This window comes from Streptomyces sp. NPDC001515 (assembly GCF_053597115.1).
In genome coordinates, this window is record NZ_JBSFHN010000031.1 from 16,292 (window position 1) to 35,140 (window position 18,849).

The window sequence follows — 18,849 nt, forward strand, 5'->3', positions numbered from 1 at the left end:
CAACCCGCGACCCCGCCGCGGTTCCCCGCGACCCGGCCGCCGCGGCCGGCCGCCGGCGGGCTCCACATCCCCTCCCCGGGGCCCCCTCGCTTCCTCCGCCGGTCCTTCGCGGACCCCTCGCCCCCGCTCGCCCCACCCGCCCCCGGCGCCCCATCCGTCACCCGGCTCTCCCCGGGTGGCCGGGACGGACAACAATCCCGCCATCCGGACGTCCGGCCCTTAACGGTAGGGATGCGGCGAACTACGCTGGGTTTACTGATGTTCTCGCCACAGGGGCATATTCCTCGGGGCTCGGCCATATGCGTGTGCGGCCGGTGTGCCAGGGTTCGTCCCTGGGGAGAACCCGGTACGAATGCCGCGCGCCGCAACGGTGACGCGGCTGCCGTCTGTGTGTCGAGGGGTGGCGCATGTCCAGGGAGCAACGCGGACCGAACGACAAGCTCGGAACCGTTCTCGCCCTCGCGGGAATCAGCAACGCCGGGCTCGCCCGGCGGGTCAACGACCTCGGGGCGCAGCGCGGACTGACACTTCGGTACGACAAGACCTCGGTGGCCCGGTGGGTCTCCAAGGGGATGGTGCCGCAGGGCGCCGCGCCCCATCTCATCGCCGCGGCGATCGGCGCCAAGCTCGGCCGGCCCGTCCCGCTGCACGAGATCGGGCTCGCCGACGCCGATCCGGCGCCCGAGGTCGGGCTGGCCTTCCCGCGCGACGTGGGCGAGGCGGTCCGTTCCGCGACCGAGCTGTACCGGCTGGATCTGGCCGGACGCCGGGCGGGCGGCGGCGGCATCTGGCAGTCGCTGGCGGGCTCGTTCTCGGTCAGCGCCTACGCGACGCCCGCGTCCCGCTGGCTGATATCTCCCGCCGACCCCTCGGTGGCCCGCGCCGCCACGGCCGCGGTGACCGCCCCTGCGCCCCGGAACGGCGCGCCGGGCACGCACGGCGCACGGGGCGCGTCGGGGGCGCAGGGCTCCGGCGGAACGCCGCCCGGCGCCCCCGGCACGCTCCTCGTCCCCGGCTCCGCCGCGCCCCCCGCCGGGTACGGCGCGACGATCCCGTCGCAGCCGGGTCCCGACACCGCGCACGACGCCACGCCGCTGCGGGTCGGCCACAGCGACGTGTCCAAACTGCGCGAGGCCGCGCAGGACGCCCGCCGCTGGGACTCCAAGTACGGCGGCGGCGACTGGCGTTCGTCCATGGTCCCGGAGTGCTTACGGGTGGACGCGGCACCGCTGCTGCTGGGCTCGTACAGCGACGAGGTCGGCCGGGCGCTCTTCGGGGCCGCGGCCGAGCTGACCCGGCTCGCCGGGTGGATGGCCTTCGACACCGGCCAGCAGGAGGCCGCACAGCGCTACTACATCCAGGCACTGCGCCTGGCCCGCGCCGCCGCCGACGTCCCGCTGGGCGGTTACGTCCTCGCGTCCATGTCCCTCCAGGCCACCTACCGGGGATTCGCCGACGAGGGGGTCGACCTCGCCCAGGCCGCCGTCGAGCGCAACCGCGGTCTCGCCACGGCCCGCACCATGAGCTTCTTCCGCCTGGTCGAGGCGCGGGCCCACGCGAAGGCGAACGACGCGCCGGCCGCGGGGGCCGCGCTGAAGGCCGCCGAGAGCTGGCTGGAGCGCTCCCGGGACGGCGACGCGGACCCGTCGTGGCTCGGCTTCTACTCATACGACCGGTTCGCCGCCGACGCCGCCGAATGCCATCTCGATCTGAAGGCGCCCCGGCAGGTGCGGCGCTTCACCGAACAGGCGCTCTCCAGACCCACCGAGGAGTTCGTCCGCTCGCACGGTCTGCGGCTGGTCGTCTCCGCCGTCGCCGAGCTGGAATCGGGGAACCTGGACGCGGCCTGCGCGGCGGGCACCCGGGCCGTGGAGGTCGCCGGGCGCATCTCGTCGGCCCGCACCACCGAGTACGTACGCGATCTCCTGCACCGGCTGGAGCCCTACGGGGACGAGCCGCGCGTGGCCGAGCTGCGGGAACGCGCCCGGCCGCTGCTGGTCGCCCCCGCGTAAGGGTCGTCCCGTAGGACCCGTCCGGCCCGCCGCCGGGGCGGCCGGGCCCCGCCCCTGCCGCGAGGGCACGGATGAGCCACGCTGTGCCGCACGGGTTTGAGTGCGTTGTCAGTGGGTCAGTGCACTATCGGGGTGGGAGGTGGCGTGGTGATGACGCACGCGGCGTACGACTGCGACGTGCTGGTGATCGGCGGCGGGATCGTCGGCCTGTCGGCGGCGTACGCGCTCACGCGGAGCGCGCCGGGCACCCGGGTGACGGTCCTGGAGAAGGAAGCCGCCCCCGCCCTCCACCAGACGGGCCGCAACAGCGGGGTGATCCACAGCGGGATCTACTACCCGCCCGGCTCCCTCAAGGCGCGCTACGCGGTCCGCGGCGGCGCCGAGATGGTCGACTTCTGCCGCGAGCACGGCATCGCGCACGCGGTGACCGGCAAGCTCATCGTGGCCACCGAGCGCGCCGAGCTGCCCCGGCTCCACGCCCTCGTGCAGCGCGGCCGGGAGCACGGACTGCCCGTGCGCGAGCTGGGCCCCGCGCAGATCGCCGAGTGCGAACCGCACGTGAGCGGCCTCGCCGCGATCCGGGTGGGCACCACGGGGGTGTGCGACTTCGGCGCGGTGGCGAACCGGTTCGCCACCGAGGTGCGGGGCGCCGGCGGCGTGATCCGCTTCGGCGCCGAGGTCACCGCGATCGACCGGCGGCCCTGGGGCGTCGCGGTGCGCACGGCGGACGGCCTGGTGGTGCGCTCCCGGGTGCTGGTCAACTGCGCGGGGCTGCACTGCGACCGGGTGGCCCGGCTGGCGGGCGACGACCCGGGCATGCGGATCATCCCCTTCCGGGGGGAGTACTACGAGCTGGCCCGCCCCGAGCTGGTGCGCGGCCTGGTCTACCCCGTGCCCGACCCGGCCTTCCCCTTCCTCGGCGTCCATCTCACCCGGGGCCACGACGGCGGGGTCCACGTCGGCCCCAACGCGGTCCCCGCCCTCGCCCGCGAGGGCTACGGCCACGCGGTCGTCCGCCCCCGCGAGCTGCTGGCCACGCTCGGCTGGCCCGGCTCCTGGCACATCGCCCGCAGACACTGGCGGTACGGGGCGGGCGAGGTCCACCGCTCGCTCTCGAAGCACGCCTTCACCACGGCCGTGCGCCGGCTGCTGCCCGAGGTCACCGAGGCCGATCTGCGCCCCTCCCCCGCCGGAGTCAGGGCCCAGGCGGTCCTGCGCGACGGCACCCTCGTCGACGACTTCCTGATCCGCGAGGCCCCGCACACCGTGCACGTGCTGAACGCCCCGTCCCCCGCCGCCACGGCCGCGCTGCCCATCGGGCGGGAGGTGGCACGCAGGGCGCTGCTCCGGGCACGGGCGACGGGGTGGAAGCCGCCCGCCGTAGAATCAGGGCATTGTGTCTGAGCCCATGAATTCCCCCGCGACGCCCCCCGCCGGACCGCCGGCCGGCCAGGACGCCGCCACCGCCGGCATCCCGGACGAGCTGCGCGCCGCCTCGCTGGACCGCGCGCGCCGACTGCGCCACGAGCCCCGCTTCCCCGGCGGCCCCTCGGCCGACCCGGCCGGTTCGCACCACGAGCGCCGCATCCGCAGCTTCCAGCCGCGCCGCAGCCGGGTCACCACCGGCCAGCAGAACGCGCTGGAGCGGCTCTGGCCGAAGTGGGGCCTGGACATCGACGGGCTGAGCGTCCTGGACCTGCCCGCGCTGTTCGACGGGCTCCCGGTGGTCCTGGAGATCGGCTTCGGCATGGGCGAGGCCACCGCGCAGATGGCCGCCGACGACCCGGGCACCGGCATCCTCGCCGTGGACGTCCACACCCCGGGCCAGGGCAATCTGCTCGGCCTCGCGGACCGCAACGGGCTCTCCAACATCCGGGTCGCCAACGGCGACGCGATCATCCTGCTCCGCGAGATGCTGGCCCCGGACGCGCTGGACGGCCTGCGGGTCTACTTCCCCGACCCGTGGCCCAAGGCCCGCCACCACAAGCGCCGGCTGATCCAGCCGGAGTTCCTCGACCTGGCGGCGCAGCGGCTGAAGCCCGGCGCGGTGCTGCACTGCGCGACCGACTGGGAGCCGTACGCCGAGCAGATGCTGGAGGTGCTGACCGCGCACCCCCGCTTCGAGAACACGGCGGCCGACGGCGGTTATGCGCCACGGCCCGCGTTCCGGCCGCTGACCCGCTTCGAGGGCCAGGGCCTGGACAAGGGCCATGTGGTCCACGACCTGCTCTTCGCGCGCCGCTGACGGACCGGGGGCCGGGGACGTCGCCCGCCGGACGGGTCGCTCCCGCGCCATGGCCGTTGTCAGTCCCGGTCGTTAGGGTCGAAGGGTGTCCGACGGGTCCGTGCAGCAGCGGCAGCCCGCCGTCCCGGTGCTGGAGGAGCAGCGGGTCGGCGAGATCCTGGCTGCCGTGCCGGAGCGGGGCCAGTGGCGCTACCGGCCGCGCCGGGTCGGCATGCTGTGGCGGAGCCGGACGCTCCGCGTCGTCGCCGTCTTCACGGTGCTGGCGCTCTGCGGCCTGGTGATCCTCGCCCTGGTCCGCGACCAGACCGGGACGCGTGGCTTTCTCGTCGGCCTCGGCCTGGCCGTGCTGCCCGTCCCGGTGCTGATGACGGCCTTCCGCTGGCTGGACCGGGTCGATCCGGGCCCGTGGCGCACGATGCTGTTCGCCTTCGCCTGGGGGGCCTGTGCGGCCGCCCTGATCGCGATCCTGGCCAATTCGATGGCGACGCGGTGGATCGCCACGGCCACGGCGGACCCGGGGCACGCGGACACGCTGGGCGCCACGGTCATCGCCCCCGTGGTGGAGGAGAGCGCCAAGGCGGCGGCCGTGCTGCTGCTCTTCCTGTTCCGCAGACGGGACTTCGGCGGTGTCGTCGACGGGGTGGTGATCGCCGGCTTCGCCGCCACGGGCTTCGCCTTCACGGAGAACATCCTCTATCTGGGCAACGCCTTCGGCGAGGACCAGCAGGTGGGCTCGGGCTTCGCCTCGGTGACGGTGGCGACGTTCTTCGTCCGCGCCGTGATGTCACCGTTCGCGCATCCGCTGTTCACCGTGCTGACGGGCATCGGCTTCGGCATCGCCGCAGGCGCCGCCCGCCACCAGCGCCTGCGGCGCTTCGGACCGCCCGTCCTCGGCCTGCTCCTCGCCATGGGCATGCACGCCCTGTGGAACGGATCGGCGTCGTTCGGTCCGTACGGGTTCTACGCCGTGTACGGGGCGTTCATGGTCCCGGCCTTCGGGCTGGTGACCTGGCTGGCCGTCTGGTCCCGGCAGCGGGATCTGCGCACCCTGGGCGTCGAACTCCCGGCGTACGCGGCGGCGGGCTGGATGTCGCCCGCCGAGCCGCCGGCCCTGTCCTCGATGCGGGCCCGGGGCATGGCCCGCGACATCGCGCGCCGCCTCCCGGCGGGCCCCGGGACGGGCCCCTTCCCGGCTCCGCCGCTCATACCCGCCCCCGCACCGACGCCGGCCCAGGCCCGGAAGGAGGCGAAGGCCCGGGAGAAGGCGGCGGCCCGTACGGTCGCCGAGTACGAGTCGTTCGCGACCTCCCTCGCGTTCCTGCGCCGCCAGGCCCGCCGGGGCACGGCCGGACCCGACTTCGCCGAACGGGAGCTGGAGCTGCTGCACCACCTGTGGCAGCGGCGGGCGACGGCGGGCCCCGCCCTGGCGCACGCGGCGCAGGCCACCGGTCGGCTCCGCCCCCGCTTCGCCCCGCCGATACCCCCGCCGTACCCGGGCCAGGCGTACGGCCCCCGGCCGTACCCGTACCGGGGAGGCCCGGTGCCACCGCAGGGCGGCCCCCTCCCGTATCCGGCCGGTCAGCCCCCGTATCAGGGCGCTCAGGCCCCGTACCGGGCCGGGCCCGTCCCGTATCAGGGCGGCGGCCCGGTGCCGTATCGAGACGGAGGCCCGGTTCCGCCTCAGGGTGGTGGCCCGGTTCCGTACGATCCGCAGGCCGGCCCCAGGGGCTGAGGGCTCCTGGGGCCGGCCGGGGCGGGGGCGTCGGTGAGGCGTGCGGTCAGGCGGATGCCTCGGTGAGGCGGGACAGTTCCGCGTCCGTCAGGTGGAGGTCGGCGACGGCGAGCAGGGCGGGAAGCTGCTCGACGGTGCGGGCCGAGGCGATGGGCGCGGCGACGGTGGGGCGGGCGGCCAGCCAGGCCAGGGCCACGGTGGCGATCTCCGCCTCGCGTTCGGTCGCCACGGCGTCCAGTGCGGCAAGCACCTTCTGTCCGCGCTCGGACTCCAGGTGCGCGGAGGCACTGCCGGCGCGGGCGCTGTCGACGGTCGCCCCCGGGCGGTACTTGCCGGTGAGGAATCCGGCGGCGAGGGCGAAGTACGGGACGGCAGCGAGCCCGGCGCGGGCGGCGGTCTCCTGGAGTTCGCCCTCGTAGGTGTCGCGGGAGACGAGGTTGTAGTGCGGCTGGAGGGCCACGTAGCGGGCGAGTCCCTCGCGCTCGGAGAACTCCAGCGAGGCGCGCAGCCGTTCCGGGCTGATGTTGGAGGCGGCGATCTCGCGGACCTTGCCCTCCTTCACCAACTGGTCGAGCGCGGTGATGATCTCCTCGACCGGGACGGTCTCGTCGTCGAAGTGCGTGTAGTAGAGGTCGATGTGGTCGGTGCCGAGCCGGCGCAACGACTCCTCGGCACCGGCCTTGATGGTGGCGGCGGAGAGGCCTTTGTAGTCGGGGTGGGCGCCGACCTTCGTCGCCACGACCACATCCGCGCGGTTGCCGCGCGCGGCGAGCCACTTGCCGATGATGGTCTCCGACTCGCCGCCCACGTTGCCGGGGATCCAGGACGAGTAGGCGTCGGCGGTGTCGATGAAGTTGCCGCCGCCCGCCGTGTAGGCGTCGAGGACGGCGAAGGACTGCGTCTCGTCGGCCGTCCAGCCGAAGACGTTGCCGCCGAGGGAGAGCGGGAAGACCTGGAGACCGGAGGTGCCGAGGGGGCGAAGAGAAGTCATGGGGAGAACAACCCGCCGCACCCGGGCCGCTATTCCGTGCCCGGTACACAAAGACCCGCCGACGGGCACGCCCCTGCCCGGCCGGAGTGCGTAGGGGCGGGTGTGCGGGCACAGGTCTGCGGGCGGGCGTACGGGCACGGCTCTGCGGACAGACCGGCAGCCCTGACGTCGGGGGGTCAGCGTCAGGGCTGCCGGGGTTTCGCCGTACGCCTCGGGGAAGGTGTCAGACGGTCAGGCCGCGGGCGTTCAGCCAGGCCATGGGGTCGACGCCGGTGCCGTCCGCGGTGTGGACCTCTAGGTGGAGGTGCGGGCCGGTCACGTTGCCGGTCGCGCCGACGTTGCCGATGACGTCCCCGGTGGTGACCTTCTGGCCGACGCTGACGCCGATGGACGACTGGTGGCAGAACCACAGCTCCGTGCCGTCCTCCAGCTCCAGGACGGTGCGGTAGCCGTAGGACCCGGACCAGCCGGCCGACGTGATGGTGCCGGTGTGGATGGCCTTGATCGGGGTTCCCGTCGGGGCGGCGAAGTCGAGGCCGGTGTGGTAGCCGGAGGACCACATCGAACCGGCCTCGCCGTAGGTCGAGGTGATCGTGTACGAGGAGGTCGGGATGGCGTAGCTCGCGGCGAGCTTGGCCAGCCGCAGGGCCTCCGCCTTCTTCGCCGCCTCCTCGGCCGCCTTCTTCTTCTCGGCGGCGAGCCGGGCCTCGGCGGCGTCCTGCTTCTTCTTCGCCTCGGCCGCCGCCTTCTCGGCCGCGGCCTTCTCCTCGGCGGCCTTCGCCTCGGCGGCGGCGGCGTCCTGCTGCTGTTCGGCCTGCTGGAGGATGCGGGCGCGCAGCGCCTCACCGGCATCGGTGGTGCCCTGCTCGGCCTCGGCGGTGGTCACACCCGCGGAGGTCAGCGGGGCGGCGGCGATGGCCGCCTCGGCCCTCTCCTCGGGGGATTCGGCCTTGTCGGACGAGAAGAGCGCGCCCACCCCGGGCAGCGACTTCGCGGCCGGAAGATTGTCCGCGATCGAATCGGGAAGAGAAATGGAGACCGGCGGCTTGCTCTGGGCGGTGGCCATGCCACCCGCTCCGACGGCCGCGATGACACCGACACCGAGGACGGTGGAGCTGCGGGCCAGACCATTGCGCTGCTTGGCGACGCGGTGCCTGCCGCGTACGGGACGGACGGACTCCTCGGTGGGGTTCCACTCCTCCCAAGCCCGCTCGGACCCGGCCTCCTCGGCGCGGAAGTCGGCCGCGTAGGCATCGACCCGATCGGTCCCGCGCTCGGGCGCGAAGTCGTTGCCGTAGTCGTACCCGAACCGGGAAGAGGGTTCGGGGGCAGGCTTGTTGGACGCCACGGAGGCGCACTCCTTTCCTTCCTTCTCGCCTACCGGGTTAGCTGACGGGTTCGGAGCAGGAAGGTCTCCTACGGGTTCCTCCGCCTCGACGGACGAGACAGAGATGCCCGATTCACCCCATGTAGGTGGTTCCCCGGTTCCCTTGCGGAATTCGGCGCTCGCGCACGGTGCCGCCACTGACGACGGCCTGGACAACCGCGCTGCGTTATCGAACGTTAATAGACAGACGGGCTCGATTCCAAGCTGTTCCCCTTGATCGTTCCCGTCCTTGGCCTGGACTTTACGGGACACAACCGGGTGGAATCGGGCGAGTTCATCGCCCCTCGACGACCCTTCGGATTCTGACTGTGCGTCAAATGTTATGCGGAGTGGGGTCTCTCGGTTACGGTCCGTCGCCCCGCGCGTGACCCCGGCCGCCGCCTCCCTGCCCGCCGCCTCCCCTGCCGACGATCCGCACCGTCCTACGCCGGTCGGGCTGCCCCTCGGCGGGCCGGGCGACGGCGAGAAGCGCCAGGTCGTCCGTCGCCTCCCCGCCCGTGTGCAGGCGCACGTCCTCCGTCAGCGCCGTCAGCAGCTCCTCGGGGCCCGGGAAGATCCGGCCCCGCAACCGGGCGGCGGGGTCGTAGAAGACCCCCGCGCGGTCACGGGCCTCGGAGAGACCGTCCGTATAGAAGAGGAGGGTCGCGCCGGCGGGCAGCTCCCACACGTCGGTCGGGTCCGGCCACGCCCCCAGGTCCAGTCCGAGGGGCAGCGCGGGCACCGAGGGCGTCAGCACCTCCAGTGCCCCGTCGGCACGCAGCAGCAGCGGCTCGGGGTGGCCCCGGTTGACGATGCGCACCCGGCCCTCCCCCTTCGGGATCTCGGCGAGGACGGCGGTGATGAACCCCTCGGAGGCGTCGAGGCCCCCGCGTATCTCCGACTCCCGGGCCAGCGCCCGCTCCAGCCGCACCGCCACCCCCGCCAGGTCGTCCTCCCGCTCGGCCGCCTCCCGGAAGCAGCCGATGGCCACCGCCACCGCGCCGACCGCGTCCAGCCCCTTGCCCCGCACGTCTCCGACCAGCAGCCGCACCCCGTGCGGGGTGTCGGTCACCGAGAACAGGTCGCCGCCGACGTACGCGTCCGCCTGCGCCGCCTCGTACCGCGCGGCGACCCGCAGCCCCCCGACGCTCTCGGCCGGGATCGGCACCACCGCCCGCATGGCGGTCTCCGCGATGACCCGGGCGGAGGCCAGCTGCTCGTTGCTCCGCCGGACGACTCCGTTGATCAGGACGGCGAGGACGGAGACGGTGAGGACGGTGAGCAGTTCGATGACGTTCACCGGGCCGGGCAGGTCGCCGTGCGGGATCCGCAGGAGGAGCAGGGCCAGCATCGCGGCGGCGCCCGTCCGAATGGTGCCGGCCCGCGAGAAGAACGGGGCGGCGACCAGCGGAGCGGCGGCGAACAGCGGGATCGCGGTGTACCGGGGCGGGGTCAGCCCGTCGAACAGCACACCACCGACGATCATCAGCGCGGGAAGCGCGCGGACGAACCGGCGGGCCGCCACGCCTCCGGCCGGCCCGGCCCGCCGCTGCTCCCGCGTCCCCACCTGTCTGGCCTCCTGCCCGGTGCCGCCACGGCCGCGGCCGGTGCCGCGCCACCGCAGCCTCCAGGCTTCCCCGAGCGGGGGCGCGGGGCGAGTCCTCGTCGGCAAATGGGGGAAAGGAGCGCGGTCGTCCGGGCTCCGTACACGCATCAGGCCCGGCACGCTGTGCGCGTGCCGGGCCTGATGTTTCAGTAGCGGGGACAGGATTTGAACCTGCGACCTCTGGGTTATGAGCCCAGCGAGCTACCGAGCTGCTCCACCCCGCGTCGGTGAACACCACTCTACGGCATCCCCGGGGCGCCGATGACCACTCGCCCCGTTCGCCCCCTCCGTACCACTGCACACCCCCGCACCAACCCCCTCACCACACACCCAGAAGCACACACCCCTCACACACCCCAGGAGCCCCAACACCCCTTGGACCAGCGGGAGTAGGCACGGCTCCGCACGAACACGCGGTCCGCCACCCGGCCTTGGCGGGCGGAATGCGGGCCTCCTTCCAGGCCCAGCGGGGACCGTTTTCCCGTCGGATCGTCAAGGTGGTGAAACTGAGAAGGTGTTGCAAGGAACACGTGTTCTGCCGCAAGGTAACTGCTGCATCCCCCGGTCCGGTGGGCTGCCCGTGCGAGCAGGCCGCCGAACGCGCATGTCATCGCGCCCGAACGCCTCTCCCGGCCTCTCATCGCAACCCGTCTGGAGGGCCCTCGACGATGACCGCACCGCTCACCTCTGATCACGCCCCCGCTTCCCCGGCCGCCCCGGCCTCCTCCCCCGTACGTGCCGCCGCCACGGGCGGACTCATCGGCGGGGTCATGGGCGCGGTGATGAGCGCGGTCGTGAACTACTTCGCGATCGGCCTCCCGGGAAGCGAGTCGGTCAACGCGGTCAACCACGCGATATCCGGCCTGATCAGCGGCTTCATCGCCGGCTTCATCGGCATCATGACCCACAGCAAGAAGACGGCGGCGCAGGCCGTGACCGCCGCTCCGGCGACCGTCCCGGCGGCTTCTCCGTCCGCGCCCGCCGCCGAGCCCGAGGCGTCCCCCGAGCCGAAGGCGTCCGCCGACACGGAGAAGGCCGCCCGCACGGAGAAGGCCGCGGAGGCCGAGGAGCCGGTGAAGGCCGCAGAGGCCGCTTCCGTACCGGAGAAGTAGCCGCCGCGCCGCGCGCCGCGCCGCGTCGCCCCTCGTCCGGCCCCCCTTGCTCCCCCGCATGGCGGAGGGGGGACCACACCAACGGGCGAGGGGCTTTATGCGGTGATATGACTGATTTCAGTTTCAGCCATTTCGACGCTGCGCCAGGAGTGGACGATGGACGACTACCCCCTGCTCAACCTGTTCTGGACCATGCTCTGGTTCTTCCTCTGGATCATGTGGCTGTTCCTGCTGTTCCGGGTCATCATGGACATCTTCCGCAGTGACGACCTCGGTGGCTGGGCCAAGGCGGGCTGGCTGATCCTGGCCCTGGTGCTGCCGTATCTGGGTGTGCTGATCTACGTGATCGCCCGGGGCAAGTCCATGGGGCAGCGCGACATGAAGGACGCGAAGGACCGCGAGGCCGCGTTCAAGGCGTACGTACGGGACGCGGCCGGCACCTCGGACGCGCAGCGCGGCGGCGGACACGTCGACGATCTGTCCAAGCTGGCGGAGCTCAAGGCCAAGGGCGCGATCTCGGAGGACGAGTACCAGCGCGCCAAGACCAAGCTCCTGGCCTGACCGCACGACACGACGGCGCCGGCCCTCCCCGAGGACCGGCGCCGTCGCCGTGGGCCGTCGCCCTCAGTCCGGATACGGGGGCGGCGCCGCCCCCGTCGCCTCCCCCCGGACGGCCGCCTCCCAGACCTCGCGGGCGGGCCCGTCGAGCGCGGGGACGAAGTCCGGACGCTCCGCCAGCCACCGGGCGACGTGCTCCCGCACCTCCTCGGTGCCGTAGGCCCGGTCGGCGCTCTCGACGAGATGGCGGACGCGGGCACGGGCCCGCATCACGACCGGGTCCTCCCAGGAGCAGGCGGAACGGGCAGCTTGTTCACGGGCCGTGGGAGCGGAGGGCTCCGCGGACGGCGCGGTGGTCAGGGACCGGAGCGGGGCTCCCGACGGGCCGGCGGGCTCCGGGGACCGCGCGGCGGCCGACGACCGGAGCCGGATGTCGTTGGCACGGTCCACGGCCACCTGGACGTCGAACCACGGCCGCAGCGTCCGTACGGCCCAGCGGTGGTGGGCGGCGGCGAAGCGCGCCGGGTCCTCGGCGGCGCCGGCCGCGTGCCGGGCGGTCCATCGGGCCGCCCACAGGGCCAGCGCCACCCCCTGGCCCAGGGTCGGGTTGGTGTGCGTGACGGAGTCGCCGACGCCGACCAGCCCGGTGACCACGGGCCCGGCCGCGTCGCAGAGCCCGGTCCAGCGGTTGTCGAGACCGCCCATCGCGAGCACCCCGGAGAGCGGTTCCGGCCGCAGGGCGAGCCAGGCGGCGACGGCCGGAAACGTCCGGGCCGCGCGCTCGAAGACCTCCGGATCGCGCAGGGCGCCCCGGACCGGGTCGGCGGTGGACACCGTCAGCAGCACCGCGAAGGTGCCGTTGTCCGAGGGGAACACCCCGCCGACCGCGAAGTCCGCCACCGAACCCGGCTTCACTCGCCCCGGGCCCTGCGGCCCGTCCGGGCGCAGCCGGTACCAGCGGGAGAAGTAGGCGATCCCCGTCCGGTGGCTCTCCACGACCGCGTCCCGGCACCCCGCCCCGGCCAGCCAGCCCGGCACCGGCGACCTCCGGCCCCCCGCGTCCACGACGAGTTCGGCGTCGTACCGCGCGGCCGGGGAGCGCGCGCCCGTCACCCGGGGGACGGCCCCGCCCCGCTGCTCCGCGAGGACGAGCCCTGCGGCGGGTTCCGCGCGCCGCACCTCGACGGACGGTTCGCGGTCGACGGCGTCGTGCAGCGCGGTCTCCAGCACGATCCGGCGGGCCCGCACGGTCACGAGGTCGTGGTCCCCGGGCCGTACGGGCGGGCGCTCCGCGAACCAGTCCAGCTCGTTGTACTCCCGTGCGCCCAGCCGCAGCATCGCCTCGTACACGTCCGGCGCCTCCGCCCGCAGCACCCTGCGCACGGGCGCCAGCAGCCCGTGCGGCTGGACCGCCTGCGGCACCCCCGGACGCCGCCGCCCGAAGAACTCCGCGTCGAGATCCCGCCCCGGCCGGCGGCCCTCCCGCTCCAGGACGGTGACCCGGTGGCCCCGCCGCCCGAGGAAGAGCGCGGTGGCGAGACCGCCGATGCCTCCGCCGATGACGACGACGCCCGTCATGCCGCCCTCCCTCTCCCCTGGGGCCCCGCGGCCTCCGCCGCACGGTTCCGCGCGCCGCTCCCCGTCCTCCCCCCGCACTCTGCCCGGGGCGGGCCCGGGTCGAACGCCCCCGCGCCGTCGGGGAATCCGCCGTCGGGCGGGCGGCGGCCCCGCCCGCGTGCGGGGCGCCGGAGCGTGCGGAGCGGGCCCGGGGCAGGCCGACGGCGCCGGGCCGGACGCCGGGGCGGGCCCTGACACGGCGAACGGCCCCGCCCCGGACGCTCTTCCGTCCGGGGCGGGGCCGTTCGCCGCGTTCGCGCGGGCCCGCTCGTCAGTGACGCCGACGGCGACGCCGGGCCGTGGCGAGGAGAACGGCGCTGCCGAGGAGGACGCAGCCCAGCGCGGTCAGCGCGAGCGGGCCCTTGCCGTCCGCGCCGGTGTGGCCGAGCTCCCCGCCCCCGCCTCCGTGGCCGCCGCCGTGACCGCCTCCGTGGTCACCGCCGCCGGGAGGCGGAGTGGGGTGCGGACCCGGCCAGGTGGGCGAGGGGTGCGGGGAGGGAGACGGCGAGGGGGACGGGGAGCCGCCCCGGTCCTTGTTGGTGAGGGTGCAGGTGACGTCGTCCCCGGCGGAGAGCGTCACCCGGTCGTCGGTGACGGGTACGTCCTCGCCCCCGGACCCCGTGCACGTCCAGCCGGACGGCAGGTAGCCCTCGGGCCCGCCGGACTCGCCCAGGGTGTAGGTGCCGGACGGGACCTCCACCCCGGTGACCTCCTCGCTGCCGCTCGTACCGGAGAGGTCCTCGGGTCCGTCCGCGCTCAGGGTCCAGTCGCCGGGGACCGCGGTCCCGCCGTGGTGGTTGACGACGCGCTTGACCAGGGTCAGGCGGGCCTGGTCCTCGTCCTGGCAGGTCACGGTGTTGCGTACGGTGAAGGTGTTCTCGGGTTCCGTGAGCTGGGCCGCGTACGGCAGGGCCGCGTCCACGGGGCTGCCGTTGGCCTCGACGACGCGGCTGCCGTCCACGGTGCACGTGTCGGGCACGGTCGTGGTCTCGGCGATCGTCGTGGTGTCGCCGACCGCGTAGCCGCCCCGGGGCTCGTCCCACTCCTGGGGCGTCGCGGCGGCGGTGCCCGGACCGGTCAGGGTGAGGTCCGCGTCGAAGCCGTCCGGACGCTCGTCGTGGGGGTACGTCGTCCCGTCGATGCTCCATTCCTTGTGGACGGTGACCTCTGCCTCCGGCTCCGCCAGGGGCCGGTTGTACATGGTGCAGCTGATCGCGGAGAGCCGGGGGACGTCCACCCCGAAGGCGGGGGCGCCGGGCGTGCCGCCGTTGGTGACCTCCACCGGTTCGCCGGTGTCGAGATCGGTGCAGACGGCGTTGCGGCCGCCCTGGGTCACCACCTCGTAGCCCGGTCTCTGGGTCTCCGTCACATCGATGGCGGCGGAGTCCGTACCGGCCGGATAGGTGGGTTCGAAGGAGACGGCGCCGGTGCCGTCGGCGGTGGTCTCCTTGGCGTCGGGCAGTCCGCCGATGCCGGGCGTCGTGGTCGCGGCGCCGAACTCCCAGCCCGGGCCCGCCGGAACGGCCCCGGTGACGTCCTCACCGGTGGTGTCCTCGGGCACGATCTGCTTGACGACGGAGAGGGTCCCCGCGCAGTTGCTGAGCGCGAGTTCGGTCAGGGCCTGTCCGGCACCCGCGAAGTCGGCGGTCTGGTAGTAGTCCGCGGTGAGCGGATTCGTCCCGTCGAACGCCTCCGTACCGGAGATGGCCCGGAGGTTCAGCCCCGAGATCCCCTCCACACCCCGGCCGACGCCGACCGCGACGACCCGGGAACCCTCCGCCTTGACCGCGTTGGCGGCGAAGATGCCGCCCTCGACGTCGGCGAAGTGGGTGTGCGAGCCGTCCCCGCGGCGCGGGTTGTTCCAGTAGGTCGGGTTGCCGTCGGTGAGCACGACGACCGCGTCGTAGTGCGGCTCGGCCTTGGCCACCGCGTACAGCCCCTGGTCCCAGTTGGTGCCCGAACCCAGGGTCCAGTCGGCGTACAGGGACTTGAAGGCGTCGGCACCGGCCTGGGTCGAGACGGGCATCAGCTCGGGGTGGTTGGCGGTCCCCGTGCTGGGCGAACCCCGGTCGAAGGAGAAGAGCGCCATCCGGGACGGGGTTTGGGCCAGCGCGTCGGTGAAGCCGTTCGCGGCCGCCTTCAGATCGGGCAACGCGCTTCCCACGGACGCCGAGAGGTCCAGCACGAGCGCGACGTCCAGACCGCAGGTCTCGGGCAGCCCGGGGTTCACGCGCGACTGCTGCCAGATACCGCCCGAGGCGACGTAGGGGTTGGCCGCGTAGTCGGTGCTGAACATGAAGTCGCTGGTGGAGGAGTAGGTCTGCCCCTCCTCCAGGGCCGGGGTGAGGAACCGGTACGGGGAGCGGACGGAGCCCGAACCGCTTCCCGCGCCGGTCCGCAGGGAGGTGTTGGTGAACCAGCCGGGCGGCACACCGTCCTCGGGCTGGCCGACGTAGTAGCGGGCGTTCTCGTTGGCTCCCCCGTCACCGGTGTCCGGGACGGTGAAGTTGCAGTCGCCGTCCGCGTCCGAGGTGCAGCGGGCCCACGCGGCGTCCAGGGGCTCGGTGGCGTCCTGCGAGGCGTACAGCGCCAGCCGTACCCCCGCGAGCGGCCCGACCACGGAATCACCCGTACGGTCGCCCCCCGTTTTCACCGTGACGACGGAACTGCCGGGTTCCGGGGGCGGGACCGTCGCGGGCGCCGCCCCCAGCGAGGCGGCCACGGCCACCACACCGGCCAGCACCCGGCCGACAGCCCGGACTCTCCCGGAGCGCGGGCCCCGCAGGACGGACCCTCTCCTCAGCGACCGCATGAGCACTCCTCTGATACGCAGATACGGAGACCTCATTAGAAGGAGCTGAGGGGCGCCGGCTCCCCCATTGGTCCGTTCACCGGCGTGGCACCGCGGGACGGGCGGACGGCCACGGGCGTACGGGGCGCCGGCGCCGTCGGCTTGCGGCGTCCCCGGTCACGGGAATCATGGAACGGGGAGAGACGAAACGGGGGGATCCGCGCCCCGTTCCGGGGCGCCCACACGCACTGGAGTGCTCATGACGCAGCAGCCCCCGCCCGTCACGCCCTATCTGGAACGCGCCGCGCGAGAACTCGCCGAGGCGACCGACCCGCACCCCCGGATCTACGAGGTACCGCCCGCGCAGGGCCGCGACATCCTCGCGGGCCTGCAGAGCGGCGAGGGCGTGCCCCGTCCGGAGGTCGACGAGGAGTGGGTGGACGTCGACGCCGGTGAGTGGGGCACGGTCCGCACCCGTGTCATCCGCCCCAAGGGCGCCACGGGGCCGCTGCCGGTCGTCGTCTACATCCACGGCGCCGGCTGGGTCTTCGGCGACGACAAGACGCACGACCGGCTCTTCCGCGAACTGGTCGTCGGGGCGGGCGCCGCAGGGGTCTTCCCGGTGTACGACCGGGCGCCGGAGGCGAAGTACCCCACCCAGGTGGAGCAGAACTACGCCGTGGGCCAGTGGGTCCGCAAGCACGGCGCCGACCACGGTCTCGACGCCTCGCGCGTCGCGGTGACCGGCGAATCCGTCGGCGGGTGCATGTCCGCGGTGTTCGCGCTCATGAACAAGGAGCGCGAGGACGGCATCGACCTCAAGGCCCAGGTCCTGCTGTACCCGGTGACGAACGCCGACTTCGACACCCCGTCGTACCACCAGTTCGCCGAGGGCTACTACCTCACCCGCGACGGCATGAAGTGGTTCTGGGACGCGTACACCACCGATCCCGACGAGCGGAAGCAGCACTACGCCTCCCCGCTCCGCTCGACCCTCGACCAGCTCAAGGGGCTGCCGACGACGCTCGTCATCACCGACGAGGCGGACGTCCTGCGCGACGAGGGCGAGATGTACGCGAACAAGCTGCGCGAGGCCGGTGTCGACGTCACCTCGGTCCGGGTCGCCGGCATGGTCCACGACTTCCTGCTCCTGGACAGCCTCCGCGACACCCGCGCCGCGAACGTCGCCCGCCATCTGGCGATCGACGCCCTCACCAAGGCGCTCCACGAGAACTGAACGACGGAGCGCCCCGCCCGGTCGACACCGGTCGGGGCGCTCCACCGCAGGTCACAGGGGATACCCCCACCCTGCGTCGCGTAGGCCGTGTGGGACTCGAACCCACAACCAACGGATTAAAAGTCCTGGTCAGAGCCAAGTGAGTTGGTGCCGGCCGGTGTTGCTTTGTCCGAAACGGACTGGCCGGACGGGCTGTCCGGTCCCGCGCGGTCCGAGTGGAACCGGGCCATGCCGGAACGTCCGCTCACGCATCGCTCACGCACCTCCGACGCCGCTGACCTGGGCTTCGGCCTGACGCAACCGGTCCCTTGTGACCGCCGACAGGCAGCGGCTCATTTGAGTTCTCCGGACCGCCCTTGCGAGGGCCGTCACCTCGCAAGACTTTCACCGGAACGAAGAGATCCGGACACGCGCCCAACCACCCGTCAGGTTGGAAACGGCGCAGCAGGCATGGGTACTTGGCGAGTGCCGCCCCGATGGTGGGCTTGCCAGTCACCGAATTTGGGGTCCGGTCGACGGGTCTCGAGTGCTACGACGGCAGTCCGGCCTTGCGCGGCAGCTACACACTTCCCGAGGTGTAGATCCACATGGGAGTTTCACCGACCTTCGTAGTCGCGTGTACCCGGCGGAACTCTGGTCGGAACCCTTGAGGCTCAAGGGTCTGGAGGCTGTCATAGAGTTGCTCAGCCATGGCTACAGCGAGACAGACAGTGGGGTCTCCCGTGGCGTGTCGAAGCGGTGCAGCGTCCAGCAGCCTCGTGGCAGTGTTCAGGTCTGCGCCGTACCAGCCCTGGTTCGGCGAGACGAAGAGGGCGCCCTGAGAGACCGTGAGCCGCATCCTCAGTCTCGTCTCACCGAGGGATTGACCGGCCGCAAGTCTCTGCACATGCAGCAAGAACCCAAGCACAGCACCCAGCGTTGCCCGCTCGATGGGATGAAGAATGAAGAGACCGTCCCCACGATCAGCAATCTGAGCGGCATCACTGAGGCCCGCGAAGTCCAGTGCTTCCTGAGTATAGGCATAGTGCCTTTGGCGCAAGCCCACTTGCGCCCAATCTGATACCCCGCTGAAGCCGACGACGTCGGAGACGATGATCCAGTGCGCAGCGCTCGAATCAGCACCTGCACCATCGTCATGCGCTGTCTCCATCAGACCGGATGCAATAACAGAGCGGGCAGCGTCTACCCATAGCCGGTGAAACCTGTCGACCTCCCGCTCTGGCGAAGTGCGCGGTGAGCGGGTGGCCAGGATCTCGACGAGGGCGTCCACGGTCTCCCACGGAGGCCGAGCCGTTCCCGTCATAGCGTCGTGCAGACTGCTCCGACTGATCCTCTTGCCTGCATCCCTGTGCATCGAGGACAGCGACGGCAGCCCGGCATCCAAGTGCAGTGCGTGCAGAGCCTCGTTGAGCTCCCTCAGCGGCCCGGCACCAAGAAGCGGTCGCTTCAGCTCACCCGGTCGTCCCACACATCCCCCTCGTGTCCGGAACCGTCCAGGACCTTCCTCGCAGCATGGCAGACCGTACGCCTCCGTGGCGATCTATGGCTGACCGTTCGGACAGCCGGAGCCTGGATTGAAGGT

The 18,849-nt window shown here is 73.0% G+C and carries 13 protein-coding genes, 1 tRNA gene and 1 riboswitch; of the genes, 7 read left to right on the plus strand and 7 right to left on the minus strand.

Annotated elements, in window-relative coordinates; translation table 11 throughout:
- The first annotated feature begins 407 nt into the window (after nucleotides 1-407).
- The 4 genes from ACWCXC_RS28095 to ACWCXC_RS28110 all read left to right on the plus strand — a co-directional run bounded on the left by ACWCXC_RS28095 (nucleotide 408) and on the right by ACWCXC_RS28110 (nucleotide 5,989).
- Nucleotides 408-2,012: a sporulation protein gene (locus ACWCXC_RS28095; RefSeq protein ID WP_450890891.1), complete on the plus strand. Its 1,605-nt coding sequence runs from the start codon at nucleotides 408-410 to the stop codon at nucleotides 2,010-2,012.
- Nucleotides 2,013-2,159: 147 nt separating this feature from the next.
- Nucleotides 2,160-3,416 (plus strand): L-2-hydroxyglutarate oxidase, encoded by a 1,257-nt coding sequence (lhgO, locus tag ACWCXC_RS28100; RefSeq protein ID WP_450890923.1) that lies wholly within the window; start codon nucleotides 2,160-2,162, stop codon nucleotides 3,414-3,416.
- Nucleotides 3,417-3,420: 4 nt separating this feature from the next.
- Nucleotides 3,421-4,257, plus strand: coding sequence for a tRNA (guanosine(46)-N7)-methyltransferase TrmB (trmB, locus tag ACWCXC_RS28105; RefSeq protein WP_450890924.1), 837 nt, complete (start codon nucleotides 3,421-3,423; stop codon nucleotides 4,255-4,257).
- An 85-nt stretch (nucleotides 4,258-4,342) separates the two neighbouring features.
- Complete coding sequence (locus ACWCXC_RS28110; RefSeq protein WP_450685230.1) at nucleotides 4,343-5,989, plus strand: PrsW family intramembrane metalloprotease; 1,647 nt, start codon at nucleotides 4,343-4,345, stop codon at nucleotides 5,987-5,989.
- A gap of 46 nt (nucleotides 5,990-6,035) precedes the next feature.
- On the opposite strand, the gene ACWCXC_RS28115 is transcribed toward ACWCXC_RS28110, so the two are convergent.
- The 4 genes from ACWCXC_RS28115 to ACWCXC_RS28130 all read right to left on the minus strand — a co-directional run bounded on the left by ACWCXC_RS28115 (nucleotide 6,036) and on the right by ACWCXC_RS28130 (nucleotide 10,176).
- Entirely contained in the window at nucleotides 6,036-6,980 is a 945-nt protein-coding gene (locus ACWCXC_RS28115) for an aldo/keto reductase (protein WP_450685229.1), read from the minus strand.
- A 223-nt stretch (nucleotides 6,981-7,203) separates the two neighbouring features.
- Nucleotides 7,204-8,328, minus strand: a complete 1,125-nt coding sequence (locus tag ACWCXC_RS28120) for a M23 family metallopeptidase (RefSeq protein ID WP_450685228.1) — start codon at nucleotides 8,326-8,328, stop codon at nucleotides 7,204-7,206.
- An 11-nt stretch (nucleotides 8,329-8,339) separates the two neighbouring features.
- A riboswitch (cyclic di-AMP (ydaO/yuaA leader) is annotated at nucleotides 8,340-8,495 on the minus strand.
- Between the two features lie 215 nt (nucleotides 8,496-8,710).
- A complete protein-coding gene (locus ACWCXC_RS28125) occupies nucleotides 8,711-9,913 on the minus strand; it encodes a PP2C family protein-serine/threonine phosphatase (protein ID WP_450685227.1) in 1,203 nt (400 codons plus the stop codon).
- Nucleotides 9,914-10,102: 189 nt separating this feature from the next.
- Nucleotides 10,103-10,176, minus strand: a tRNA-Met gene (locus ACWCXC_RS28130).
- A 444-nt stretch (nucleotides 10,177-10,620) separates the two neighbouring features.
- Here ACWCXC_RS28130 and ACWCXC_RS28135 point away from each other — a divergent pair.
- Both ACWCXC_RS28135 and ACWCXC_RS28140 read left to right on the plus strand, forming a co-directional pair.
- Nucleotides 10,621-11,064, plus strand: coding sequence for a hypothetical protein (locus tag ACWCXC_RS28135; protein ID WP_450890892.1), 444 nt, complete (start codon nucleotides 10,621-10,623; stop codon nucleotides 11,062-11,064).
- 156 nt (nucleotides 11,065-11,220) lie between these two features.
- Nucleotides 11,221-11,625 carry an SHOCT domain-containing protein gene (locus tag ACWCXC_RS28140; RefSeq protein ID WP_450685225.1) on the plus strand — a complete coding sequence of 135 codons (405 nt, stop codon included), beginning with the start codon at nucleotides 11,221-11,223 and terminating at the stop codon, nucleotides 11,623-11,625.
- A 63-nt stretch (nucleotides 11,626-11,688) separates the two neighbouring features.
- On the opposite strand, the gene ACWCXC_RS28145 is transcribed toward ACWCXC_RS28140, so the two are convergent.
- Nucleotides 11,689-13,200: an NAD(P)/FAD-dependent oxidoreductase gene (locus ACWCXC_RS28145; protein WP_450685224.1), complete on the minus strand. Its 1,512-nt coding sequence runs from the start codon at nucleotides 13,198-13,200 to the stop codon at nucleotides 11,689-11,691.
- A gap of 310 nt (nucleotides 13,201-13,510) precedes the next feature.
- Nucleotides 13,511-16,051: a hypothetical protein gene (locus ACWCXC_RS28150; RefSeq protein WP_450685900.1), complete on the minus strand. Its 2,541-nt coding sequence runs from the start codon at nucleotides 16,049-16,051 to the stop codon at nucleotides 13,511-13,513.
- Between the two features lie 238 nt (nucleotides 16,052-16,289).
- Between ACWCXC_RS28150 and ACWCXC_RS28155 the strand changes: the two genes are divergently transcribed.
- Nucleotides 16,290-17,267: an alpha/beta hydrolase gene (locus ACWCXC_RS28155; RefSeq protein WP_450890893.1), complete on the plus strand. Its 978-nt coding sequence runs from the start codon at nucleotides 16,290-16,292 to the stop codon at nucleotides 17,265-17,267.
- Between the two features lie 559 nt (nucleotides 17,268-17,826).
- Here the strand turns inward: ACWCXC_RS28155 and ACWCXC_RS28160 are convergent.
- Nucleotides 17,827-18,537, minus strand: coding sequence for a hypothetical protein (locus ACWCXC_RS28160; protein ID WP_450890894.1), 711 nt, complete (start codon nucleotides 18,535-18,537; stop codon nucleotides 17,827-17,829).
- Nucleotides 18,538-18,849: the final 312 nt, after the last annotated feature.

Excerpts from the sequence above, each read along its gene's own strand:
- ACWCXC_RS28095 (WP_450890891.1), top strand. The coding sequence starts at position 408 with ATGTCCAGGGAGCAACGCGGACCGAACGACAAGCTCGGAACCGTTCTC.
- trmB (WP_450890924.1), top strand. The coding sequence starts at position 3,421 with ATGAATTCCCCCGCGACGCCCCCCGCCGGACCGCCGGCCGGCCAGGAC.
- ACWCXC_RS28115 (WP_450685229.1), bottom strand. The coding sequence starts at position 6,980 with ATGACTTCTCTTCGCCCCCTCGGCACCTCCGGTCTCCAGGTCTTCCCG.
- ACWCXC_RS28135 (WP_450890892.1), top strand. The coding sequence starts at position 10,621 with ATGACCGCACCGCTCACCTCTGATCACGCCCCCGCTTCCCCGGCCGCC.
- ACWCXC_RS28140 (WP_450685225.1), top strand. The coding sequence starts at position 11,221 with ATGGACGACTACCCCCTGCTCAACCTGTTCTGGACCATGCTCTGGTTC.
- ACWCXC_RS28145 (WP_450685224.1), bottom strand. The coding sequence starts at position 13,200 with ATGACGGGCGTCGTCGTCATCGGCGGAGGCATCGGCGGTCTCGCCACC.
- ACWCXC_RS28150 (WP_450685900.1), bottom strand. The coding sequence starts at position 16,051 with ATGCGGTCGCTGAGGAGAGGGTCCGTCCTGCGGGGCCCGCGCTCCGGG.
- ACWCXC_RS28155 (WP_450890893.1), top strand. The coding sequence starts at position 16,290 with ATGACGCAGCAGCCCCCGCCCGTCACGCCCTATCTGGAACGCGCCGCG.